The organism is Pseudomonas sp. S35, from assembly GCF_009866765.1.
Lineage (GTDB): Bacteria > Pseudomonadota > Gammaproteobacteria > Pseudomonadales > Pseudomonadaceae > Aquipseudomonas.
In genome coordinates, this window is record NZ_CP019431.1 from 1,681,862 (window position 1) to 1,701,660 (window position 19,799).

The following is a 19,799-nucleotide window of genomic DNA, read 5'->3' on the forward strand; positions in this document are numbered from 1 at the left end:
TGCTGTGATCGAGGATTATTCCGACCCGCTGATCGTGCAGGAAGTGTCGCCGCGCGATGGTCTGCAAATCGAACCGACCTGGGTCGAGACGGCTGACAAGATTGCGTTGATCGACCAACTGTCCCTCGCCGGCTTTTCGCGGATCGAGGCCGGTTCATTTGTCTCGCCTAAAGCCATTCCCGCCCTGCGCGATGGCGAGCAAGTGTTCCAGGGCATCCAACGCAAGCCCGGTGTGATCTACGTGGCGTTGATCCCCAACCTCAAGGGCGCCCAGCGCGCCATCGAGTCCCGCGCCGATGAACTGAACCTGGTGATGTCCGCCAGCCAGACCCACAACCTGGCGAACATGCGCATGCGCTGCGAGGCGTCACTGGCCGCCTTTGCCGACATCATCCGCTATGCCGCCGACCATCCGGTGCGTCTCAACGGCAGTATCGCCACCACCTTCGGTTGCCCGTTCGAAGGCAAGATCGATGAGGATCGTGTGCTGCACATTGTGCAGGCCTATCGCGAGTTGGGCATCCAGGGCATCACCCTGGCCGACACCACTGGCATGGCCAATCCGCGCCAGGTGCAGCGTCTGGTCAGGCGCGTGCTGGAATGCATTCCCGCCAGCGATCTGACCCTGCATTTTCACAACACCCGTGGCTTGGGGTTGTGCAATGTGCTGGCTGCCTACGAGGCGGGTGCCCGGCGTTTTGATGCGGCGCTCGGTGGCCTCGGCGGCTGCCCGTTTGCGCCGGGGGCCTCGGGCAATATCTGCACCGAAGACCTGGTCAACCTGTGCGAAGAGGTGGGTATTCACACCGGTATCGACCTGCCGCATCTGTTGCAGATGTCTCGGCGCTTGCCGGCCCTGCTTGGCCATGAACTGCCCGGCCAGGTCGCCAAGGCCGGGCGCAATTGTGATCTGCATCGTGCACCCGATTACGTCGCTCAAATCGAGGCCAAGGGCTGATCAGCCCGTCGTTGCCAGTGCGCGTGCGGGCGTGTTGCCGAACTGAATCAGCGCCACCCCGGCCATCAGCAACAGCGCCCCGAACACACGGGGCGTTGTCAGTTGGCGCTGCACCAGGCCGAACAGCCCGAAGTGGTCGAGCAGCAGCGAGGCGAGCATCTGCCCGGCCAACGCCAGGGCTATGAAGCCGGACGCACCCAGCTTGGGCAGCAGTATCAACGCCAACGAAATAAAGCACACGCCAAACGCACCGCCGGCCCACATCCATAGCGGAGCCTGGGTGATAAACCCCAGGCTCGGCAACGGCAGGCGCAGGGCGATGATCACCGGCAGCAACACGAGAATGCTCACCAGCAGCGACGCCAGGGTGGCCCACAACGGATGGCCGAGCCCGCGCCCGAGGTTGGCATTGATCGCGCTCTGAAACGGCACCACCGCCCCGGCGATCACCGCCAGCGCCAACAAACCCACCCAGTGCAACGTTGTCATTTTGAATCTCCCAGAGGTTTTGCTGGACTCTAGGTTATTCGTCGAGCAAATTTAAATTCCAAGTTCTTATGCTGGGCATGCAGCTGATGAATGATCTGCGCCGTATCGACCTCAACCTCTTGGTGATCCTCGACGCCTTGCTCAGCGAGCAACACGTTACCCGCGCCGCCGAGCGCCTGCACCTGAGCCAGCCGGCGGTCAGCCATGCGCTGGCGCGCTTGCGTGATCTACTGGGCGACCCGTTGCTGGTGCGCCAGGGTGGCACGCTGGTGCCCACCGCCCGCGCGTTGGAATTGGCGGCACCGCTGGCCGAAGCCCTGGCCCAGGTGCAGGCGCTGCTGGCACCGAATCGCTTTGATCCGGCATCGGCCAAACGCCGGTTTCGTGTGGCGATGTCGGACTACAGCGCGGCGATTTTCCTACCGAAGTTGGTCCGTGTATTACGTCGTGAGGCACCGGGCATCGACCTGCAAATCATCCAGGCCAGCCGCGAAGGCATGGTCGACGGCGTGCTCAATGGCGACCTCGACCTGGCTGCCGGCGTGTTCCCCGATATGCCTGCCGAACTGCGCACCACGCCTTTGTTTGACGAGCATTACACCTGCCTGGTGGACCGCAACAGCCTGCCGCAGGACGGCACGCTCGACTTGCCCACCTACCTCTCGCGCCCCCATGTGCTACTGGAAATGCGCGGCAGCGGCACGCCGGAAATCGAACGCGCGCTGACCGCGATTCGCCAGCGCCGGCATGTCGCGATCAGCCTGCCGCACTGGGGCGTGGCGCCGCAGTTGATTGAGGGCACGGACTTGATTCTGACGGTATCGTCGCGGGGGCTGCTTACTGTCGATCATCCGCATTTATTGGCCTTAGCGCCGCCCTTTCATATTCCTTCGTTTGCAGTTGAGCTGGCGTGGCATGCGCGGCGGGGAGGGGATTCGGGATTGCAGTGGTTGATGGGGCAGGTGCAGGGTGTTTTGACGTAAGCAAGTGGGGTAGACAGACAGCGTTCACCACAATCAGCACGGTCGTTTTTCCGCGCAAGAACATGCAGAATCCGTCCACTTGCCAACCACCTGTCAGAGTCGCACCCATGACCCTATCCCTGCTGCTCGCCGTCCTCGCGTCGGGTTTTATCTACGGTATTACGCCTGGCCCTGGCGTATTGGCCGTGTTTGGTATCGGCGCCGCCCGTGGCCGCCGTGCCGGGGCGGGGTTCCTGTGTGGGCACTTGCTGGGCGATGTGGTGTGGTGCAGCACGGCGTTGATTGCCATTGTGGGCGCACGGGAAGTCGGCAGTACGGCGTTTGATGTGTTGGGTGTGCTCAGCGGCCTGTACCTGTTCTGGCTGGGCTGGCGCGCCATCCGCACCCAACGTCGCAGCGGTGATGCGCCTCAGGGCGCGGCGCGGCATCCGTTCTGGCATGGGGTTGTGTTCGGCCTGACCAACCCTAAGGCGTATCCGGTGGCGGTCGCGACCTTCACGGCGGTGTTGTCCAGCCGCGCCGAGTTGCTGACCTGGTCGATGCTGCCGTCGCTGATCTTCCTGAGCTTTGTCGGCGGTCTGACGGCCTACGCGATCCTGATCGGCGTCGTCGGCGCCCAGCGCGTGCGCACGGTGTACCAGCGCCATGAAATTCTCATCACCAAGCTCTGCGGTGTGATGTTCATCGGCTTTGCCATCAACGCCCTGGCGCACGCATTGCCAGGGCTGTTCGCCAACAAACCAACCTGAGGCGACGACGACCGTTCGTCGCACGGGCAAGTTTTTTCTAAACCTTTGCCGCCCTGAAAATTCGAATTCAGGGCGGGGTGTGTTCCCCCGCACTTATTTTTGCCCTGGAGGAACCCATCATGAGCCGCATGGCTATCCGGTTACGCACCGCCAGTTTCGCGATGCTGCTGGGCCTCGGCGCCAGCAATGCTTTCGCCCAGTCGCCTGCTGAATTCATCGAGCAGGCTAGCGCCAAAGGTATGGCGGATATCGAAACCAGTCGCATGGCCCACGCCAAGACCTCGTCCCAGGAAATCAAGGACTACACCATCGAGGTGATCAACGAGCGCACCCTGGCCAACCAGCACTTGGCGGCCATCGCCAAGAAGCTCGACCTGCCCGTGGCTCCACGCGAAAAGATCGTCGACAAAGCCGAAACCCTGATGCCGGAACTCAAGGACGGCGACTCCTTTGACGCGGCCTACACCGCGCAACAGGTCAAGGAAAACGAAGACGCCATTGCGCTGTTCAAGCAGGAAGGTGCTGCATCGCAGGTGCCCGAAATAAAAGCCCTGGTGGATGAGACGCTGCCTAAGCTGCAAGAGCGTCTGCAGAAAGCCCGTGCACTGGCGTCGACTTACGGTAAGGCTCATCAAGGCGACGGTTGAGGCCGTTGGCCCAAGCACAGAACGGCGGTTGGGCCTGGCTCAATCGCCGTTTTTTTGCCTGGCTCAGAATGCCAGCTCCGCCTGGCCGGTGCCCTCCAGTGCCAGCAGATACTGCTTGGCCTCAAGACCTCCGGCGAACCCGGTCAGGCTGCCCGACGCCCCGATTACCCGATGGCATGGGGCGATGATCGAGAGGGGATTGCGCCCATTGGCAGCGCCGACGGCACGCACCGCCTTGGGGTTGCCGATCTGCTGGGCGATCTGGCTGTAGCTGCGGGTTTCGCCGAAGGGAATGGTCAACAGCGCCTGCCAGACTTGCTTTTGAAACGCGGTGCCATTGAAGTCCAGTTCCAACGCGAAGGCGCTGCGCGTGCCGGCAAAGTATTCCTGCAACTGGCGCTCGGCCTCCAGCAATACCGGGCTGCCGTTGGCTTCGTGCAACTCGCCCAGGCGCACGCGGTTGGCACGTTCGCACTCCCACAGAACGGCGCTGAGTTTGCCATCGCGTGCCACCAGCGTGAGCTGGCCGACGGGGGAGGGCATGAGCTTGTAGTCGTAGAACATGGGTGGCTCCTCAACAGGCGGGTGCAAAAGGTGACGTCGCTACTGTAGTTTTTTCAGCCGGGGCGGAAACTACGTTTCTTGCGATCAAATTCCTCGGAGTCTAGTGATTCCAGTACACCCAATTGACGTAATGCGGATACACATAGAGGAGGGCAACGTAATACAGCGCTTTGAGCAGGGAGGCCGTCCCCAGCATGACCACTGAGACGCCGTTGAGCAGGGCGACGTTCAACGCAAACAGAGTCACGCGTCGACTGGCCTGGCACCTGGCTAACCATACGCCGTAGACCGAGGCCGCCATCACCCCCAGCGCAAGGACCAGCCCCAAGGGAAATGGCAGCCTCACGAACGAGGCCAGCAGGGGCAGAACCAGCACCCAACCCAGTACCTGGCGCAGTATGGATTTTGGTGTGGGTTGTCCCGGTTCAAGCATTGCAGTCATCTCGGTTGGTCAAGGGCGCGACATTGTCGGGAGGCGCAGTCGTCAATGTAATCAGATTTTGCTGATTCCTCACGTCGTGTCATGGCGTGGGTACGACTTCGTCAATCACCGTCATAAAGGCGCGCACGGCAGCGTTCGACTCCTCTTTTCGAGTCAGCACCAATAACGGCGCGTGCGCATCAGCTTCGATCAATGGCCTGTACGTCACCCCTTTGTTCATCAGGCTTTGCGTGCATTGCGGCACCAGCGCTACCCCTTGGCCGGCGGCCACCAGCGCGATAATCGACGTGATCTGCCGCCCGGTCGGCCCGGGACGCAAAGGTACGCCATGACGGCGGTAGAGTTGCTCGATGGAGTGGTTCAGGCCGGAGCCGTAATCCGCAGGAAACAGGATCAACGGGTGAGGGCTGAGCTGCATCAAGCTGAGCTGCGCCAGACTCGCCAGGGGACTGTCGGTGGAGACTGCCGCCATCAGCCGCTCCTGACCCAGTGACAACGTGTGCACTTGCGCGCTCTGTGGCAACAGCCGGCTCAAGCCGACGTCCAATCGCCCATCTGCCACCTCTTCGGCGACCGTCAGAAAGTAACGCAGCTTGCGTAGGTCGAGCATGCTGATCCTTGGGTATCGATCGGTCGGAATTCGGTATTGGTGTAGGGCCTGCGCGCCATTCTATAAAGACCTTTCAAAATAAAACGAGAGGTTTCATGAAACCGCGCCTGCATTGTGCCCGCCTTGCCCTGTTCCTGTGTGGCTGCGCGGCGTTTCTCAACTTGTATGCGACCCAGAGCATCCTGCAGACCTTTGCCGCGCAGTTTCAGATCAGCCACAGGGCGGCGGGCTGGAGCATCACCGTGACCACCCTGGCAGTGGCGCTCACCGCGCCGTTTGTCAGCCGCCTGACCGGGCGTTTCGATCAGCGCACGGTGATCTCCGTGGCCGCGCTGCTGCTGGCAGTGCCGGCGTTGATGACCGCGTATGCCGACAGCTTTGCGGCCGTGCTGGTGTGGCGCTTTATCGAGGGCATGCTGATTCCGGTGGTGTTCGCCACCAGCGTGGCGTACATCGGCGACCGCTGGAGCGGCGGCACCGTCACCGAAGTCACGAGCCTGTATGTCGCGGGCACCGTGTTGGGTGGGTTTGCCGGACGCTTTGTCACGGGGGTGATGACTCAATACGTGGGATGGCGTGAAGCGTTTGAATTACTCGCGGTGTTGAGCTTGATGGTCGGCGGGTTTATTCAGTTTCTGTTGCCTGCCAACCGTGCACGGGCAGTGCAGGTCAGGACGTCTTTTTCGAGTGTTTTTTGCAAACCGTTGCTAGCGGCGTATGCCGTGGGTTTTTGCGTATTGTTTTCCCAAGTGGCGGCATTTACCTACGTAGGTCTGTACCTCGGCCTGCCGCCGTTCAACCTCGGGCCTGCGGCTTTGGGGACGCTGTACACGGTGTTCCTGCTGGCACTGATCGTGATCCCCATCGCCGGCCGCCTGAGCAAAGCGCGTCCTCATGCCCAACTGTTGACCGGTGCTGCGGTGCTTGGCATCAGCGGCTCAGCCCTGACGCTGGTGCCGTCCCTGTGGAGCATCGTGACAGGCCTGGCGCTCAGTTCCACTGGCGTGTTCCTCGCCCAGGCTGCAGCCAATGCCTTCACCACCGCGACGGCCCGCGACAACAAGGCGGGAGCCGTTGGTGTCTACCTCACGTGCTATTACCTGGGCGGCAGTTGCGGTGCAATCGTCCCGGCGTTGATCTGGGAGCGCTGGGGATGGGCGGGGTGTGTGGCGCTGATCATCGGGTTCCAGCTGTTGGCCTTGATGATTGCGCGGACAGGGTGGCGGGCGTCCGGCAACGTTGTCTCGGCGTGATTGAGTTTTACCCGCGGCGCTGGCGGGGTCGTCGCTGTGCAGCAAGTGTTCGGCCGGTTAGGCCTGGGCTCAACTGCCGCGCACAAAAAACCGGCCACTGGGGACCGGTTTTTTGTGTCTCTTGCGTCAGTATCACACTGACGCAAGGGCAAGATTTGAGTGGAGCGGGTGAAGGGGGTCGAATGGGCCACGTGGTGCGCGGGTTTCAGGGCTTTTTTTCGGTTCGCTATACAAGCCGCTATACAAGAATTTTCGGGTCGGCTGACCCCGGCCGTCTGTCATGACGTCGCGCGTCTGGGATGACGACGGCCCGAGGATGAGTTATTTTAAGTGTAAGCAACTTGCCTATACTTTTATCTATGAAAACGGTCTTCTTCGAAACCACAAGCTTCACCGCCACGGTTGGTGACTACCTGACTGACGATGAGTATCGCCAGCTTCAGACCGAAATGCAGGCGAATCCTGAGGCTGGCGATGTGATGCCACGTACCGGAGGCTTCAGAAAGCTCCGCTGGCAGGACGTTCGCCGAGGCAAGGGAAAGCGTGGTGGGCTGCGTGTCATTTACTACTGGCTGATGAATTACGGTCAGTTTTGGATGTTTGCGATCTACGACAAGGATGAAATGGGGAACCTGACAGCTGATCAGGAGAAAGCACTGAAAGCTGCGATTGATGCAGAGCTGAAAAAACGAGGTGGAAAATGAAAAAGCGCGATCTGTTTACAGAACTGATGCAGGGTGTTGGCGAGATGGCTGAACACCGGCAAGGGAAGATTACGCTTCGCCAGTACGAAGTGGAGGCCCTTGCGCCCCCAGAGGTGACGGCTGCTGAGATCATTGCCATCCGTGAAAAACTGCACATGTCACAGCCCGTATTCGCCCGGCAGATCAGGACCAGTCCTGACACGCTGAAAAACTGGGAACAGTCTAAGTCCAAGCCCAACGCTCAGGCGGCGCTGTTGATCAAGCTGGTTGAGCGCTTCCCGGATATGGTTGAGCGGCTGAACGCGGTTTGAGCTGATCGGTTCTTAGCCCGGCCTGGCGCCGGGCTTACGCATTTGTCTTATCTATCCGTGCCCAGGTGTTGAGGGCAACGCTAACGCAAGCGTCTCAAGGCTCGAAACAGGTTGATCCAAGCTTCTGGCCCCTCTGAATGTGACTGCTAGCTGATGTTCCTCTGTTTCAACAACATCCACCAAACCGAAAAGCGCAAAAAGCTCTGCGTCTTCAGCTCGCCCGACATCGGTCGACGCAGTTTCCTCTTCGTCATCCCAGCCTTGTGCGAAGGAGCGAGCAGCCTCTTCTGTTGCAAAAAGCGCCATCGTGCCGACTGAAGACCAGCTTTCAGGGCTTGTAGAACTCTCGAAGGTGAACGGTGCGCCATCATCTCGAGCGTAGAAGGCATATTTATCTGCGAACAACTTTGAGCCGATGTGCTCTGGTCCTCGACGGATAATCCACGCCCCATTAGGGCCTCTTGCGCTGAGGTGAGGGATTAAAACCAATTGGCGTAATGCGGGATTTTTATCGAAAAGTTTCAACGGTAATGCTGGACGACCCAGATGCAGGTGGGTACTGCCGCACTTGAACATGGTTTTATCACTGCCATTTGACGACCAGGACCCGAAGGGCTCCAGATCTCTCATCAGCCTGATGATTACAGGTATGAGTTCCTGAGATTTGCGTCCCATGATGGGGCCAAGATTTTTCAGCGCCCGTTCATTTTCTTTAAAATCGTCGGAAGAGATGGGGATGAGCATTTCCGGCGTTATTTCGACGAAGTCCCACGCCAGTAGCCCGTCACGGTGCATATCTACAGCGTCGTAGGTTTCATTGTTGTAGGTGCGCAATTGTTCGCCGCGAAGAGGGATGACATCTGTGGCCCGTTCAGCTCGGCCAGCATGAGGATCCGGTGTGATTGATTCGAGAGCTGAGGACCACCTGTTTTGCAGGTTGCGGGGTAGAGCTTTTTTACAGCGTACTTTTCATCAGGTAGCGATTTATCTTCGCTTTTCATACCGGACGTCCAGTGAGGTTACCAATGTCTACCAAAGACCCTAGTGTTTGGGTGGCTATCTTTGCTTGGCTCTCGCAACACTCTCAGGTGATATACGCAGCAGTGCTTTCTATTTCAATTTCAGCCTTGCGTATTGTCTATCGTGGTGGGACGCGCAAGGCGCCCCTTATAGCCAATCAACGCAAAGCACTTGTTGATCGATCCATCAGAGATAACCGGCACCTTTTCCCCACTGGACGGAAACAGATACCGCGAACAACCGGTCAGCTTTTGTAGCTCCCTGATCAGTTCAACGGCCTGCGTAGGCAAGGGCACCAGATGATCCCGCTTCATCTTCATCTTCGCCCCAGGAACGCTCCACAACCCGTTATCCAAATCGAACTCCACCCATTCCGCCCACCGCACCATCCCTGGCCGCGACGCGGTCCACACAGTCAGCCAAGCCGCCGTTTTCACAATGGCGCCGCTGTCTGACGCACGTAGCGCCTTGAGAAAGTCCGGCAGCTCTTCTCCTAGCAAATGCGGATACTGATTCTCCGGCGGCGCCTTCTCAGCAATGGCAAGCAGGTTGCTGGCAGGATTGTTTTCAGTCATGCCCTTAGCGATGGCCAGCGCAAATATCTGGTTCACCCACACCCGCACCTTTTCCGAAGTGTTATGCGCCCCACGTTTCTCGATGCGTGCCTGCAGGTTGGCGCAATCGCCACGGGTGATGTGATCGAGAGGTTTATGCCCAAGGGCAGGGAGGATGTCGTTCTTCAGGGCGCCGTTAATCCCCTCGAGGGTTTTCTCAGCGCGATCATCTTTGATTTTCTTTTCGAGCCACAAATCAGCCGCCACTTTGAACGTATTGGCCTCAGCGACGGCCTGTGCCGCTTTCAGGGCAGCTTTGCGCGTAATGGGGTCAACGCCATCAGCATTAAGCTTCAACGCAGCACGCGCTTTTTCTCGGGCGTACTTGGCGCTGACGTCAGGATAGGTGCCCAACCCATGCCAGGTCCATTTCCCGTTGGGCTTTTTGTACCGCAGCACCCAGCACTGGTCACAAGGAAGTAGAAGCGGTCAGCCCCGTAGTTTTAGTAATAGTCCTTCGCCTCAGGCTCCAATGCAGCCAACACCGTATCGGCCAAGGGTAGGCGCTTGATATCAGTACGTTTCATGGCGTTTGTATCGCGTGGTTCGATCTAACGCCACTATACAAACCGCTATACAAAAAATTCCAGACTGAGAAGACAAACGGCGGAGTGCGAGGGAACGTGCGGAATCGCTGAAAGCCTTGTATTGACTGGGCTGGTCGCTGATGTGGAAACGTGGGGGATGATGCGGAAAAACGAGGGAGAAGCAGAAGTGGAGCGGGTAGAGGGAATCGAACCCTCAACTAAAGCTTGGGAAGCTTTCGTTTTGCCACTAAACTATACCCGCTCAGAGCGGCTGACTTTGTACCAGATGTTCGCCACGATTTGAAGTTTTTCTTTGGAAAATGTGCGAGTTGCAGCACCTTTGCAAGAACGGGCTTGCTCGCGAAGAACCTCAGGTTGCCGCGCTCATCCAGAAATAAACGCGTCATTGTTAACGTTCTTCGCGAGCAAGCTCGTTTCTGCAGCGGGCCTGATTTCAAATTGCAAACGCATGCTGTGTCTGGCCTTGGTGATAACGCAATCGGCTGACCTGCCGCTCTGGCTTCAGAAACCCCACCACCGCTTCGCGGCTGTCTCGGCATGCGGCCTTGTGCTCCATATCCAGAAAATGCCCCGTGGCCTGGATGGTGCTGAAGCTGCTGTTGGCCACGTGGTTGCCAAACTGCCGGGCATCCTGGGCGCTGGTGTATTCGTCCCATTCGCCGTTCAGGAACAGCACTGGAATGTCGATCGCTTTGGCCGCCTTGAGGTAGCACAACCGGTCGCTGTGGAGCACTTGGCTGATGTGAAAGTGCATCTGCCCATATTCGTGCTCGGCCAGGCTGCTCACATGCTTGTAGTTGAAGCGCTTGAACAGCGACGGCAGGTGTTTGCCGATGGTGCTGTTGACCAAATGGCCGACGCGGTCGCGGTCGAGGTTGCCGAGGTAGTCGACGCCGCGTTCGAGGTAGTCGCGCATGGGCGCGTTGATCACCGGCGAGAACGAGCTGATCACAGCCTTCTCCACGCGGCGTGGGCGGTGGGCGAGGGCGACCAGGGTGGCGGCGCCGCCCCAGGAAAACGACAGCACGTGTTCGGCGGCAAAGTGGTCGATGAGTTCCAGGAGGATCTGGCCTTCGACTTCCTTCGTCAGCATCTGCTCATGGCGGTTATGGATTTTTGAGCGGCCAGCGTAGGGCTGGTCGTACAAAACCACATTGAACTGCGGGTGCAGGCTTTTCACGGTCTGGGCAAATGAGGCGGTAGTGGCCATGGAGCCGTTGACCATGATGATGGTCTTGGCAGCAGCGTCCGCGCGATAGAACTCCGTGTAAACCCGATACTGACCCTGTATATCCAACACAGCGATTTCTGGCCTCATGTCGTAAGACTCCTGGCAAGCGGGTAGGGCGCGCAGATAACTCTGCACGAGCTTTGTGACAGGTAGGCATACGCCTGAAAAGGGAGGCCCATGTCGGTCCGATGACGGCTGGCCGACAGGTGTTGTTATGGCGGGCTGTTTGCCTGGAAAGCCCGTTGGATAACGCACGGGCGGGGGCAAGGTGTTTCTTGGAGGTTATAGGCGACTCGCCAGTCATATTTAAACTGGTGAGCTTGATTCAAGCACAGACTCGGGATGTCGCAAGGCTTGGAAATGGGTTTTTGCCATCACCGGCTGAACGGTCATCAGACCTGGTGGATTTCCTCGGCGGTCAACGCTCGATATTCGCCCGGCGCCAGCGCGGCATCCAACACCAACGGCCCCATGCGCTCGCGATGCAAGCCAATCACTTTGTTGTTGAAGTACCCGAACATGCGCTTCACCTGGTGGTAGCGGCCTTCGATGATGCTCAAGCGCGCTGTCGTTGGTCCCAGCAATGCCAACTCGGCAGGCTGGGTGGTGAGGCCCTCAAACGCAAAATACACACCGGCCGCAAACGTCGTCGCGTACTCGGCGCCGATGGCCTGTTCAGTTTCAACGAGATAGACCTTGGGTAACTTGGTCGTCGGTTGCGTCAGGCGGCGTGACCACTGGCCGTCATTGGTGATCAACAGCAGCCCGGTGGTGTTGAAATCCAGGCGGCCGGCGATATGCAAGTCGGCGTTGTCCGGCTCATGCAGCAGGTCCAGTACCGTGGGGTGTTGCGGGTCCAAGGTGGCACTCACACAACCCTGGGGCTTGTGCAGCATGAAATAACGCGCCGGTTTGCCCGCTTGCAGCACGTTGTCGTCAACGCACACGCGGCTGAATTCGCGCACTTCATGGTGGGGGTCACTGACCGCCACGCCATCGACGATGACCCTTCGCTCTACCAATAGCAGGCGCACTTGCTTGCGATTGAACTGCGGCAGGTTGCTGAGGAAACGATCAACCCGCATCGCGGCTGCGCAGTTGTTCATCGACTTGGGCGCAGCGCGGGCATAGGCAGGCTGTGTTGCGCAGCTCATCCGGCAACGCTTCGAGCACCGCAGTATCGATGGTGACGCTGAAGCACCAGCAGGCCTGGTCGGCTGTGCGTGGGTCGGCCAGGGCGCAGTCGTTGCGGGCACCGCAGGCGGGGCATAGGGTTGGCGTGGTCATGGGGTGGGCTGATCGGGCAAGGTTCGCTTGGCCTTGCACGATACAGCGCCAACCCACGGCAGGCTACTTACAGCTGGAACTTGCTGACCAGCGCATTGAACGAGGTGGCCAGGCGCGACAGGTCTTGGCTGGAGGCGTTGGTCTGGTTGGCACCGGCGGCGGTCTGGGTCGACAGGTCCTGGATGTTGAGCAGGTTGCGGTCCACTTCACGGGCCACTTGCGCCTGTTCCTCGGAGGCGGAGGCGATCACCAGGTTGCGCTCGTTGATCTTCGCCACGCTGGAGGTGATGCGATCCAATGCCTCACCGGCGTTCTGTGCCAGGGTCTGGGTGTTGTTGGCCCACGTCAGGCTCTTGTTCATCGCGGCCACGGCGTCATCGGCGCCGACCTGCACGGCACCGATCATTTTTTCGATGTCGACCGTGGAGGTCTGGGTGCGATGGGCCAAGGCGCGCACTTCATCGGCAACCACCGCGAAACCGCGACCTTGCTCACCCGCACGGGCGGCTTCGATCGCCGCATTGAGGGCCAGCAGGTTGGTCTGGTCGGCGATGCCGCGGATCACATCGATCACCTTGCCGATTTCCCGGACCTGGCCGGCGAGGTCGGCGACCGATTGGGTGGAGTCGTTGATCTCGACCACCATCGAGCCCATGCCAGACACGGCCTGGGCCACTTGCTCACGGCCCTCTTCGGCTTCGGTGGTGGCCTGGCGCGAGGCTTCCGAGGTGGACACGGCATTGCTCGCCACTTCGTCCACCGCTGCGGTCATCTGATTGACGGCGGTAGCGGCCTGTTGGATTTCGTCATTCTGGCGGGTGAGGCCACGGCTGCTTTCTTCGGTGACTGCGCTGAGTTCTTCGGCGGCCGACGCTAATTGGTCAGAGGCGTTGGCGATTTCCATCAGGGTGCTTTTCAGGCCGCCCTGCATATCGGCCAGCGCCATCAGCAGTTGCCCGGTTTCGTCGGTACGCTCGGTGACGATGGCCTGGGTCAGGTCACCTTTGGCAATGCGTTGAGCGCTCTCCACGGCCTGGGCGATGGGACGCGTGATCAGGCGGGTGATCAGTACGCCAATGGTGATGGCGATGATAAAGGCCAGCACGATGCCGCTGATCATCCAGGTCAGCGCGCTGTTGCGCAGGTCATCAGCGGCGATGGAGCCTTCTTTGATCTGGCGGTTGTTGGAGTCGACGATCACGCGGATCAAGTCGCGTGCCTGGCGAAAGATCTCATTGTTGGTGGTGTTGAGCTGTGCTCGGGCCTGGTCGAGCTGGTTGTTTTCAAGCATCGACATGATGCGTTCGGAGTTGTTGATGTAGGTGGGCCAGAGCTGGTCGAGCTTGTCGCCAGCTGCCCGCTCGTCGTCTTCCAACGGCGTGGCGCGGTAGGTTTTGTAGGCGGCCTGGCTGTTCGCGAGTTCTTTGGCGATGTCCTGGCGGACGCGATCGCGGTCTTGCTGGGACACGTCGCCCTGGCTGGCATCCATCAACCGGTACAAGCCACGGTTGTGGGCGACCAGGCCGTTGAGGGTGGCCGACGTGGTGCTGACGGACACCAGATTGTTGGAGAACGTCATTTCGAGTGCGGTGGCGAGGCGAGCCACACCTTTGATACCCAGTACACCCACGCCCAAGGTGACGACTGCGCACAGTAGAAAGGAGAGCAACAGTTTGGTTGAAATCTTCATGGCCGAAATCCGAGATGATAGGGATAGAGAGCTCGCGCTAGAGCCTCCCTGCTATTGTGCGATGTCATAGTGACGCTATCCAATTATTTAAAGTTTCAATACAACCAAAAATGTTCCACCTACCCTGAAAGCCCCGACCAATGGGCAATATTGCGTGGCTGACGCAAGTTTGCGGCTGCAGATGTATCAAGCTGTTACCAAAACGCACCAGATTCGGTTTTTGATGTCAGATACTTTGTCATTCAGTGAAAGCTGAATGCCGCCCTCCCGCGTCGCTGGAGGTGCTCTTTCGCGGTCCAGGAGGCCGCCATGTATCGACGACTGCTGCTCAGCGCTTTACTCGGTCTGACCCTTTGCGCTTGTGTGCCCTACTACGATGGAGGCCAGAGCTACTATCGATCAGAGGTCTACACCTCACCGGCGCCGGCGTATTACTACGGGGGCGGCTCGGCGTATCAATACCGCCGTGACTACTACCCGTCGCCGCGCTACTACGCACCCGCACCGCGTTACTACTCGGCGCCGCGTTATTACCAGCCGGCACCTCGCTATTACCCGTCGGGGCCAAGGGCGGGCTACCGGCCTTATCCGAACCAGGGGTGGGGTGATCACGGGGGGAATGGCAGGCACGGGCGCGATGGTGACCATGGCCGAGGCCGTGGCGGTCACCGTTGATCGGTGTTGAATGCAAACGGCGCAGCAAGCGCCGTTTTTTGTGGGTGAAAACAATCAGTAATCGGACAAATCCGCCAACGGATGGCGACCTTCCCACGCTTTGTGAAAGTGCGCCTGCACCACGGCGTCCGGGACAGTATTGATATCCGGCCAATGCCAATGGGGTTTCTGGTCTTTATCGATCAACCGCGCACGCACCCCTTCGCTGAACTCCGGGTGACGGCAGCAATTGAGGCTCAGGGTGTATTCCATCTGGAACACCTGGGCCAGGGACAAATGCCGAGCGCGCTGGATCTGCTCCCACACCAGGTGCGCGGTCAACGGGCAGCCTTCGCTCAGCGTCTGGCCGGCGCGGCTGAACAGCGGGTCGGCATGGTCGCGCAGTGGGCTCAATGCTCGCCAGGCACAGTGCACATCGCCCACATCCAGCCATTCGTCGATTTGCCTTCGGCGCGGCAGCCATTGGGCGTCGGGCTGCTGGTTGACAGCTTCCTGGGCCAGGGCCTTGAGCAGGCTGTTGAGTTGTATCGCGGTCTGTTCCTGCCAATTGAGTTGCAGCAGGCCGTCGAGCAGTTCGTCCTGCTGATCGTCACGCAGGAAGCGGTCGGCCAGGCCCAGGTCCAGGGCGTCACGGCCGTTGATGTGTGCGCCGGTGAGACCCAGGAATAGACCGAGCTTGCCCGGCAAGCGTGACAGAAACCAGCTGGCGCCCACATCCGGGTACAGGCCGATGCTGATTTCGGGCATGGCCAGGCGGCTGCTCGGTGTGACGATGCGGATGGCGGCGCTTTGCAGCAGCCCCATGCCGCCACCCAGTACATAGCCGTGGCCCCAGCAGATCAGCGGTTTGGGATAGGTGTGCAGGCGATAGTCGAGACGGTACTCCGCCGCGAAAAACTGCGCGGCCAGGGCGGGCACTTCACCGGGTTGTTCACGGCATTCCATGGCCAGGCTGCGCACCTCGCCACCGGCGCAAAAGGCCTTGGGCCCGTTACCGCGCAGCAGCACACAAACGATGTTCGGGTCTTTGGCCCAGGCATCCAGGCGATCGCTCAAGGCCAGGATCATCGGCAGGGACAGGGCGTTCAGGGATTTTTCAGCATCAAGGCTGGCGATGCCGACGCGGGCACCGTCGCTGCCGGTGAGCTCTTCGAAGTGCAGGTTCATTGTGACCTCATTCGGGAGGGTGAAGGATCAGTATGATCGCTTCGTGGGAAAGTGCCGATGGTGTGTCAGATCAATTGACAAGCAACGCCGGCTTTCCTAGGGTTCGCCACATTCTTTTTTACAAGACAATTCAAGTATGACCGAAGGCGACCGTATCAAACTCGAACCCAGCTGGAAACACGCCTTGCGCGATGAGTTCGACAAACCCTACATGGCCCAGTTGCGCGAATTCCTGCGCCTGGAGCATGCCGCTGGCAAAGAGATCTACCCGCCCGGCCCGCTGATTTTCAACGCGCTCAACTCCACGCCTTTGGACAAGGTCAAGGTGGTGATACTCGGCCAGGACCCTTACCACGGCCCCGGCCAGGCCCACGGGTTGTGCTTCTCGGTGCAACCGGGCGTGCCGACGCCCCCGTCCTTGGTCAATATCTATAAAGAACTCAAGCGCGACCTGAACATCGACATCCCCAACCATGGCTGCCTACAAAGCTGGGCCGACCAGGGCGTGTTGATGCTCAACACCACCATGACCGTGGAGCGCGCCAATGCCAACGCCCACGCGGGCAAGGGCTGGCAGTTCTTGACCGATCGGATTATCGAAGTGGTCAGCGAGCATCAGCCGCATTTGGTGTTTTTACTGTGGGGCGCCCATGCCCAGGGCAAGCAGAAACTGGTCGATGCCACCAAGCACTTGGTACTGACGTCGGTGCATCCGTCGCCGCTGTCGGCGTATCGTGGGTTTCTGGGCTGCGGGCATTTCAGCCGTACCAACAAGTTTCTTGAGCAGAATGGCGAGACGCCGATTGAGTGGCGGTTGCCGCCACTCTGAGGTTCAGGCTTGCTCGGGCTGGCGGTTCCAATGCCTGAACAACGGCTCTGCCAAAAACAACACAAACAACAACCGCATCACCTGCATCGCTGTCACCAGCGGCACCGACAGTTGCAGGGTTTCGGCCGTGAGGCTCATCTCGGCAATGCCGCCGGGCATCATGCCCAGGGTCAACGAACGCAGGTCCAGGTGGGTGAGGGCACTCAAGCCCACCGCCGCCAGCGTCGCCAGCGCCATGGTCAACGCCGTGCCGATCAAGGTGCGCGCCATGAACGACGGCGCGCGCCGGAAGAACTGACGGTTGAAGTGGCAGCCCAGGCCGCTGCCGATCAGCCACTGGCCGATCTGGCTGCCGCCGTCGGGCAAACCGATGTGCAAGTCCCACATCACGCTGGCGGTAGCGCTGACCAACAACGGCCCGAACAACCACGGGTTCGGCTGACGCAAGCGCTGCCAGCCCCAGGCCACCAGCGCACCGACCGGAAACAGCAGCGCCAGCCAGGCCCAGTTCACCGGCGCCGGATGAAACTGCGGTGCGCTGCCGTCCAGTAAATACTTGAAGATCGCCGGCACACACAACACCACCACCAGCACCCGCAAACTCTGGCCCGCCGCGACGCGGCTGAGCACCGCACCATTGCGTGCGCCGAGGTTGACCATCTCGCCGGAACCACCCGGCATGCTGGAGAAAAACGCCGTGGCGCGGTCTTCACCGCTGCGGCGCATCAGCCACACGCCGACCACGCTCGACAGGCTGGTGACCAGCGCGCCGAAAAAGATCAGGCCGAAGTGGCTCATCACCTGCTCGATCACCACCGGCGTGAAGTGCAGGCCAATGCCGATACCTACCACCCATTGGCCGCATTTGCGCCCGCCGGGAATCTCGGCCAACTGCCACGGCGTGAGGCAACGCACCAGGATGATCGCCAGCAACGAGCCGACCATGTACGGCAACGGCCAGCCGACGAGGCTGGCCAGGTAACCGCCGGCCAGTCCGACCAGCGGTGTTCCCCACCATTGTCTGAAGGTGACCTCAGACATCGGCCACGGCACGACGCTGTTGCGCACGTTTGCGCCAGATACGCAGCAACGGTACGAGCAGCATGATGGCGGTCAATACCCAGACACCAAAGGTGATCGGGCTCGACCAGAGGATTTCCAGCGCACCGTTGGAAATCGACAGCGCACGACGCAGGTTCTGCTCCATCAGGCCGCCGAGGATAAAGCCCAGCAGCAGCGGCGACAGTGGGAAGTCCAGCTTGCGCAGGATGTAGCCGAAGATGCCGATAGCGATCATCAGGAACAGATCGAAGGTGGTGGCATGTACCGCGTAGACGCCGATCGCAGTGATGATGGCGATTACCGGCACCAGCGCCCAGTTCGGCACGGCGAGGATGCGCGTGAAGATGCGGATCATCGGGATGTTCAGGATCACCAGCATGATGTTGGCGATGAACAACGACGCGATCAGGCCCCAGACGATGTCCGGTTGCTGTTGGAACAGCAGCGGACCCGGCGTGATGTTGTACAGCGACAGCGCGCCGATCATCACCGCCGTGGTGCCCGAACCGGGTACGCCAAGGGTCAGCATCGGCACCATCGCGCCGCAGACCGACGCGCCGATCGCGGTTTCCGGAGCCGCCAGGCCGCGCATGTCACCTTGGCCGAACTTGCCGCTGGCCCCGGCGATACGTTTCTCGGTCATGTAGGCAACGGCCGAAGCCATGGTCGCGCCCGCACCTGGCAAGACGCCGATGATGAAGCCCGACACGCCGCAACGCAGGTTCACGGTCAACACCGACAAGGCTTCCTTGGCGTTGAACATCATGCGTCCGGTGGCTTTTACCGCTTCCTGGCCGCGATGGGTTTTTTCCAGGAGCAGTAGAATCTCACTGATCGAGAACAGGCCCAGTACCAGCACCACGAACTGGATGCCGTCGGTCAGGTGGATGTTGTCGCCGGTAAAGCGGTACACGCCACTGTTGGCATCGATGCCGACGCACGCGAGGAACAGGCCGATCAGCGCCGAGACAAACGTCTTCAGGGGTTTGTCACCGGCCATGCCGCCCAGGCAGACAATCGCAAACACCATGAGTACGAAATATTCCGCCGGGCCGAAAGCAATCGCCCATTTGGCCAGCAGCGGGGCGAACAGCACCATCCCGCAGGTGGCGATAAACGCACCGATGAACGAGCTCCAGGCCGACAACGACAGCGCCACGCCAGCCATGCCTTTGCGGGCCATCGGGTAGCCGTCGAGGGTGGTCATCACAGTGGAGGCTTCGCCCGGAATGTTCAGCAGGATCGAGCTGATGCGGCCGCCGTATTCACAGCCCAGGTACACGGCCGCCAGCAGGATCAGCGCCGACTCCGGCGGCAGGCCCAGGGCAAACGCGATGGGGATCAACAACGCTACGCCGTTGATCGGGCCCAGGCCCGGCAACAGGCCAACCACCGTACCGATCAAGGTGCCGCACAGCGCGGTCACCAGGTTGTAGGGGCTCAGCGCGATGCCGAAGCCCTGGCCCAAATAGCCAAAAGTATCCATATCAGTTCTCCAGAACGTCGAGCAGACCGAGGGGCAGCGGTACGTCCATGGTTTTATCGAACAGCAGATAAAGACCGACGCTCATCAATGTGATGATCACCGCACCGGGCAACCAGCGGCCGCCATACAGCCGTGCCATCGGAATACCGATCAGCATGCTGCTGAGGATGAAACCCAGTGATTCGAAAGTGCCGGCAAACACCAGCAACAAGGCCACGCAGACGCCGATCTTGACCAGCGTCGGTCGGTCCAGCGCCGGTTCATCGTCGGTGTGTTTGGTCGGTTGCGGACGAATCAGCATGTAGACAAGTGCCAGGCCCATCAGCCCGAGCAGCAGCAATGGGAAGGCCCTTGGTCCTACTGGCTCGTAGGAAAAGGCCGCCTGATACGGCCAGGCCATCAGCGCCAGGCCGACACAGACCAGTAACAGCACGGCCGCGAAAATGCGTTGTAAGAGCATAGGGAACTCCAAGGCCCCTT

22 protein-coding genes, 1 tRNA gene and 2 pseudogenes are annotated in these 19,799 nt (G+C 60.1%); 10 read left to right on the top strand and 15 right to left on the bottom strand.

Going from position 1 to position 19,799, the window contains the following annotated elements:
- Nucleotides 1-4 precede the first annotated feature (4 nt).
- The gene (locus tag PspS35_RS07525; RefSeq protein WP_159937998.1) at nt 5-958 is read left to right on the top strand and encodes a hydroxymethylglutaryl-CoA lyase; all 954 of its coding nucleotides are present in this window, start codon (nt 5-7) and stop codon (nt 956-958) included.
- On the opposite strand, the gene PspS35_RS07530 is transcribed toward PspS35_RS07525, so the two are convergent.
- A complete protein-coding gene (locus PspS35_RS07530; protein WP_159933389.1) occupies nt 959-1,447 on the bottom strand; it encodes a DMT family transporter in 489 nt (162 codons plus the stop codon). It lies immediately after the preceding gene.
- A gap of 68 nt (nt 1,448-1,515) precedes the next feature.
- On the opposite strand from PspS35_RS07530, the gene PspS35_RS07535 reads away from it, so the two are divergent.
- The 3 genes from PspS35_RS07535 to PspS35_RS07545 all read left to right on the top strand — a co-directional run bounded on the left by PspS35_RS07535 (nt 1,516) and on the right by PspS35_RS07545 (nt 3,826).
- Nucleotides 1,516-2,430, top strand: a complete 915-nt coding sequence (locus PspS35_RS07535) for a LysR family transcriptional regulator (protein WP_159933390.1) — start codon at nt 1,516-1,518, stop codon at nt 2,428-2,430.
- Between the two features lie 107 nt (nt 2,431-2,537).
- On the top strand, nt 2,538-3,179 hold the full coding sequence (locus PspS35_RS07540) for a LysE family translocator (protein WP_159933391.1): 642 nt from the start codon (nt 2,538-2,540) through the stop codon (nt 3,177-3,179).
- Nucleotides 3,180-3,298: 119 nt separating this feature from the next.
- On the top strand, nt 3,299-3,826 hold the full coding sequence (locus tag PspS35_RS07545; protein WP_159933392.1) for a DUF4142 domain-containing protein: 528 nt from the start codon (nt 3,299-3,301) through the stop codon (nt 3,824-3,826).
- Between the two features lie 63 nt (nt 3,827-3,889).
- On the opposite strand, the gene PspS35_RS07550 is transcribed toward PspS35_RS07545, so the two are convergent.
- The 3 genes and pseudogenes from PspS35_RS07550 to PspS35_RS07560 all read right to left on the bottom strand — a co-directional run.
- Nucleotides 3,890-4,390, bottom strand: a complete 501-nt coding sequence (locus tag PspS35_RS07550) for a methylated-DNA--[protein]-cysteine S-methyltransferase (protein WP_159933393.1) — start codon at nt 4,388-4,390, stop codon at nt 3,890-3,892.
- A gap of 100 nt (nt 4,391-4,490) precedes the next feature.
- Nucleotides 4,491-4,823 carry a hypothetical protein gene (locus tag PspS35_RS07555; RefSeq protein ID WP_159933394.1) on the bottom strand — a complete coding sequence of 111 codons (333 nt, stop codon included), beginning with the start codon at nt 4,821-4,823 and terminating at the stop codon, nt 4,491-4,493.
- Nucleotides 4,824-4,911: 88 nt separating this feature from the next.
- Nucleotides 4,912-5,409 (bottom strand): annotated as a pseudogene (locus tag PspS35_RS07560) (LysR family substrate-binding domain-containing protein); the annotation flags it as partial.
- A gap of 128 nt (nt 5,410-5,537) precedes the next feature.
- On the opposite strand from PspS35_RS07560, the gene PspS35_RS07565 reads away from it, so the two are divergent.
- The 3 genes from PspS35_RS07565 (at nt 5,538) to PspS35_RS07575 (ending at nt 7,710) form a co-directional block, all read left to right on the top strand.
- On the top strand, nt 5,538-6,695 hold the full coding sequence (locus tag PspS35_RS07565) for an MFS transporter (RefSeq protein WP_159933396.1): 1,158 nt from the start codon (nt 5,538-5,540) through the stop codon (nt 6,693-6,695).
- Nucleotides 6,696-7,054: 359 nt separating this feature from the next.
- Entirely contained in the window at nt 7,055-7,399 is a 345-nt protein-coding gene (locus PspS35_RS07570) for a toxin (RefSeq protein ID WP_159933397.1), read from the top strand.
- A complete protein-coding gene (locus PspS35_RS07575; protein WP_159933398.1) occupies nt 7,396-7,710 on the top strand; it encodes a transcriptional regulator in 315 nt (104 codons plus the stop codon). The genes PspS35_RS07570 and PspS35_RS07575 overlap by 4 nt, the downstream gene beginning before the upstream one ends.
- A 51-nt stretch (nt 7,711-7,761) precedes the next feature.
- Here PspS35_RS07575 and PspS35_RS07580 read toward each other — a convergent pair whose 3' ends face one another.
- Nucleotides 7,762-8,544 carry a hypothetical protein gene (locus PspS35_RS07580; RefSeq protein ID WP_159933399.1) on the bottom strand — a complete coding sequence of 261 codons (783 nt, stop codon included), beginning with the start codon at nt 8,542-8,544 and terminating at the stop codon, nt 7,762-7,764.
- A 191-nt stretch (nt 8,545-8,735) separates the two neighbouring features.
- On the opposite strand from PspS35_RS07580, the gene PspS35_RS30500 reads away from it, so the two are divergent.
- Nucleotides 8,736-8,987 (top strand): phage holin family protein, encoded by a 252-nt coding sequence (locus tag PspS35_RS30500; RefSeq protein ID WP_159933400.1) that lies wholly within the window; start codon nt 8,736-8,738, stop codon nt 8,985-8,987.
- Here PspS35_RS30500 and PspS35_RS07590 read toward each other — a convergent pair.
- The 6 genes and pseudogenes from PspS35_RS07590 to PspS35_RS07615 form a co-directional block, all read right to left on the bottom strand.
- Nucleotides 8,940-9,743 (bottom strand): annotated as a pseudogene (locus PspS35_RS07590) (integrase arm-type DNA-binding domain-containing protein); the annotation flags it as partial. The gene PspS35_RS30500 and the pseudogene PspS35_RS07590 sit on opposite strands and share 48 nt — an antisense overlap.
- A 316-nt stretch (nt 9,744-10,059) precedes the next feature.
- Nucleotides 10,060-10,133: transfer RNA gene (locus tag PspS35_RS07595), tRNA-Gly, on the bottom strand.
- Nucleotides 10,134-10,325: 192 nt separating this feature from the next.
- On the bottom strand, nt 10,326-11,210 hold the full coding sequence (locus PspS35_RS07600; RefSeq protein WP_159933402.1) for an alpha/beta hydrolase: 885 nt from the start codon (nt 11,208-11,210) through the stop codon (nt 10,326-10,328).
- 305 nt (nt 11,211-11,515) lie between these two features.
- A complete protein-coding gene (locus PspS35_RS07605) occupies nt 11,516-12,208 on the bottom strand; it encodes a pseudouridine synthase (protein WP_159937999.1) in 693 nt (230 codons plus the stop codon).
- A complete protein-coding gene (locus PspS35_RS07610; RefSeq protein WP_159933403.1) occupies nt 12,198-12,410 on the bottom strand; it encodes a cysteine-rich CWC family protein in 213 nt (70 codons plus the stop codon). The genes PspS35_RS07605 and PspS35_RS07610 overlap by 11 nt, the downstream gene beginning before the upstream one ends.
- A 67-nt stretch (nt 12,411-12,477) precedes the next feature.
- Nucleotides 12,478-14,100, bottom strand: a complete 1,623-nt coding sequence (locus PspS35_RS07615; RefSeq protein ID WP_159933404.1) for a methyl-accepting chemotaxis protein — start codon at nt 14,098-14,100, stop codon at nt 12,478-12,480.
- Between the two features lie 309 nt (nt 14,101-14,409).
- On the opposite strand from PspS35_RS07615, the gene PspS35_RS07620 reads away from it, so the two are divergent.
- Nucleotides 14,410-14,775 carry a hypothetical protein gene (locus tag PspS35_RS07620; protein WP_159933405.1) on the top strand — a complete coding sequence of 122 codons (366 nt, stop codon included), beginning with the start codon at nt 14,410-14,412 and terminating at the stop codon, nt 14,773-14,775.
- Between the two features lie 54 nt (nt 14,776-14,829).
- Here PspS35_RS07620 and PspS35_RS07625 read toward each other — a convergent pair whose 3' ends face one another.
- Complete coding sequence (locus PspS35_RS07625; protein ID WP_159933406.1) at nt 14,830-15,942, bottom strand: enoyl-CoA hydratase/isomerase family protein; 1,113 nt, start codon at nt 15,940-15,942, stop codon at nt 14,830-14,832.
- Nucleotides 15,943-16,078: 136 nt separating this feature from the next.
- Here PspS35_RS07625 and ung point away from each other — a divergent pair, with 136 nt between their 5' ends.
- A complete protein-coding gene (gene ung, locus PspS35_RS07630; RefSeq protein ID WP_159933407.1) occupies nt 16,079-16,771 on the top strand; it encodes a uracil-DNA glycosylase in 693 nt (230 codons plus the stop codon).
- A gap of 3 nt (nt 16,772-16,774) precedes the next feature.
- Here ung and PspS35_RS07635 read toward each other — a convergent pair whose 3' ends face one another.
- The 3 genes from PspS35_RS07635 to PspS35_RS07645 are packed head-to-tail and all read right to left on the bottom strand — an operon-like array spanning nt 16,775 to nt 19,779.
- A complete protein-coding gene (locus PspS35_RS07635; protein WP_159938000.1) occupies nt 16,775-17,812 on the bottom strand; it encodes an AbrB family transcriptional regulator in 1,038 nt (345 codons plus the stop codon).
- A complete protein-coding gene (locus PspS35_RS07640) occupies nt 17,805-19,319 on the bottom strand; it encodes a tripartite tricarboxylate transporter permease (protein WP_159933408.1) in 1,515 nt (504 codons plus the stop codon). Before PspS35_RS07640 ends, PspS35_RS07635 begins: the two co-directional genes overlap by 8 nt.
- A 1-nt stretch (nt 19,320) precedes the next feature.
- The gene (locus PspS35_RS07645; RefSeq protein WP_159933409.1) at nt 19,321-19,779 is read right to left on the bottom strand and encodes a tripartite tricarboxylate transporter TctB family protein; all 459 of its coding nucleotides are present in this window, start codon (nt 19,777-19,779) and stop codon (nt 19,321-19,323) included.
- Nucleotides 19,780-19,799: the final 20 nt, after the last annotated feature.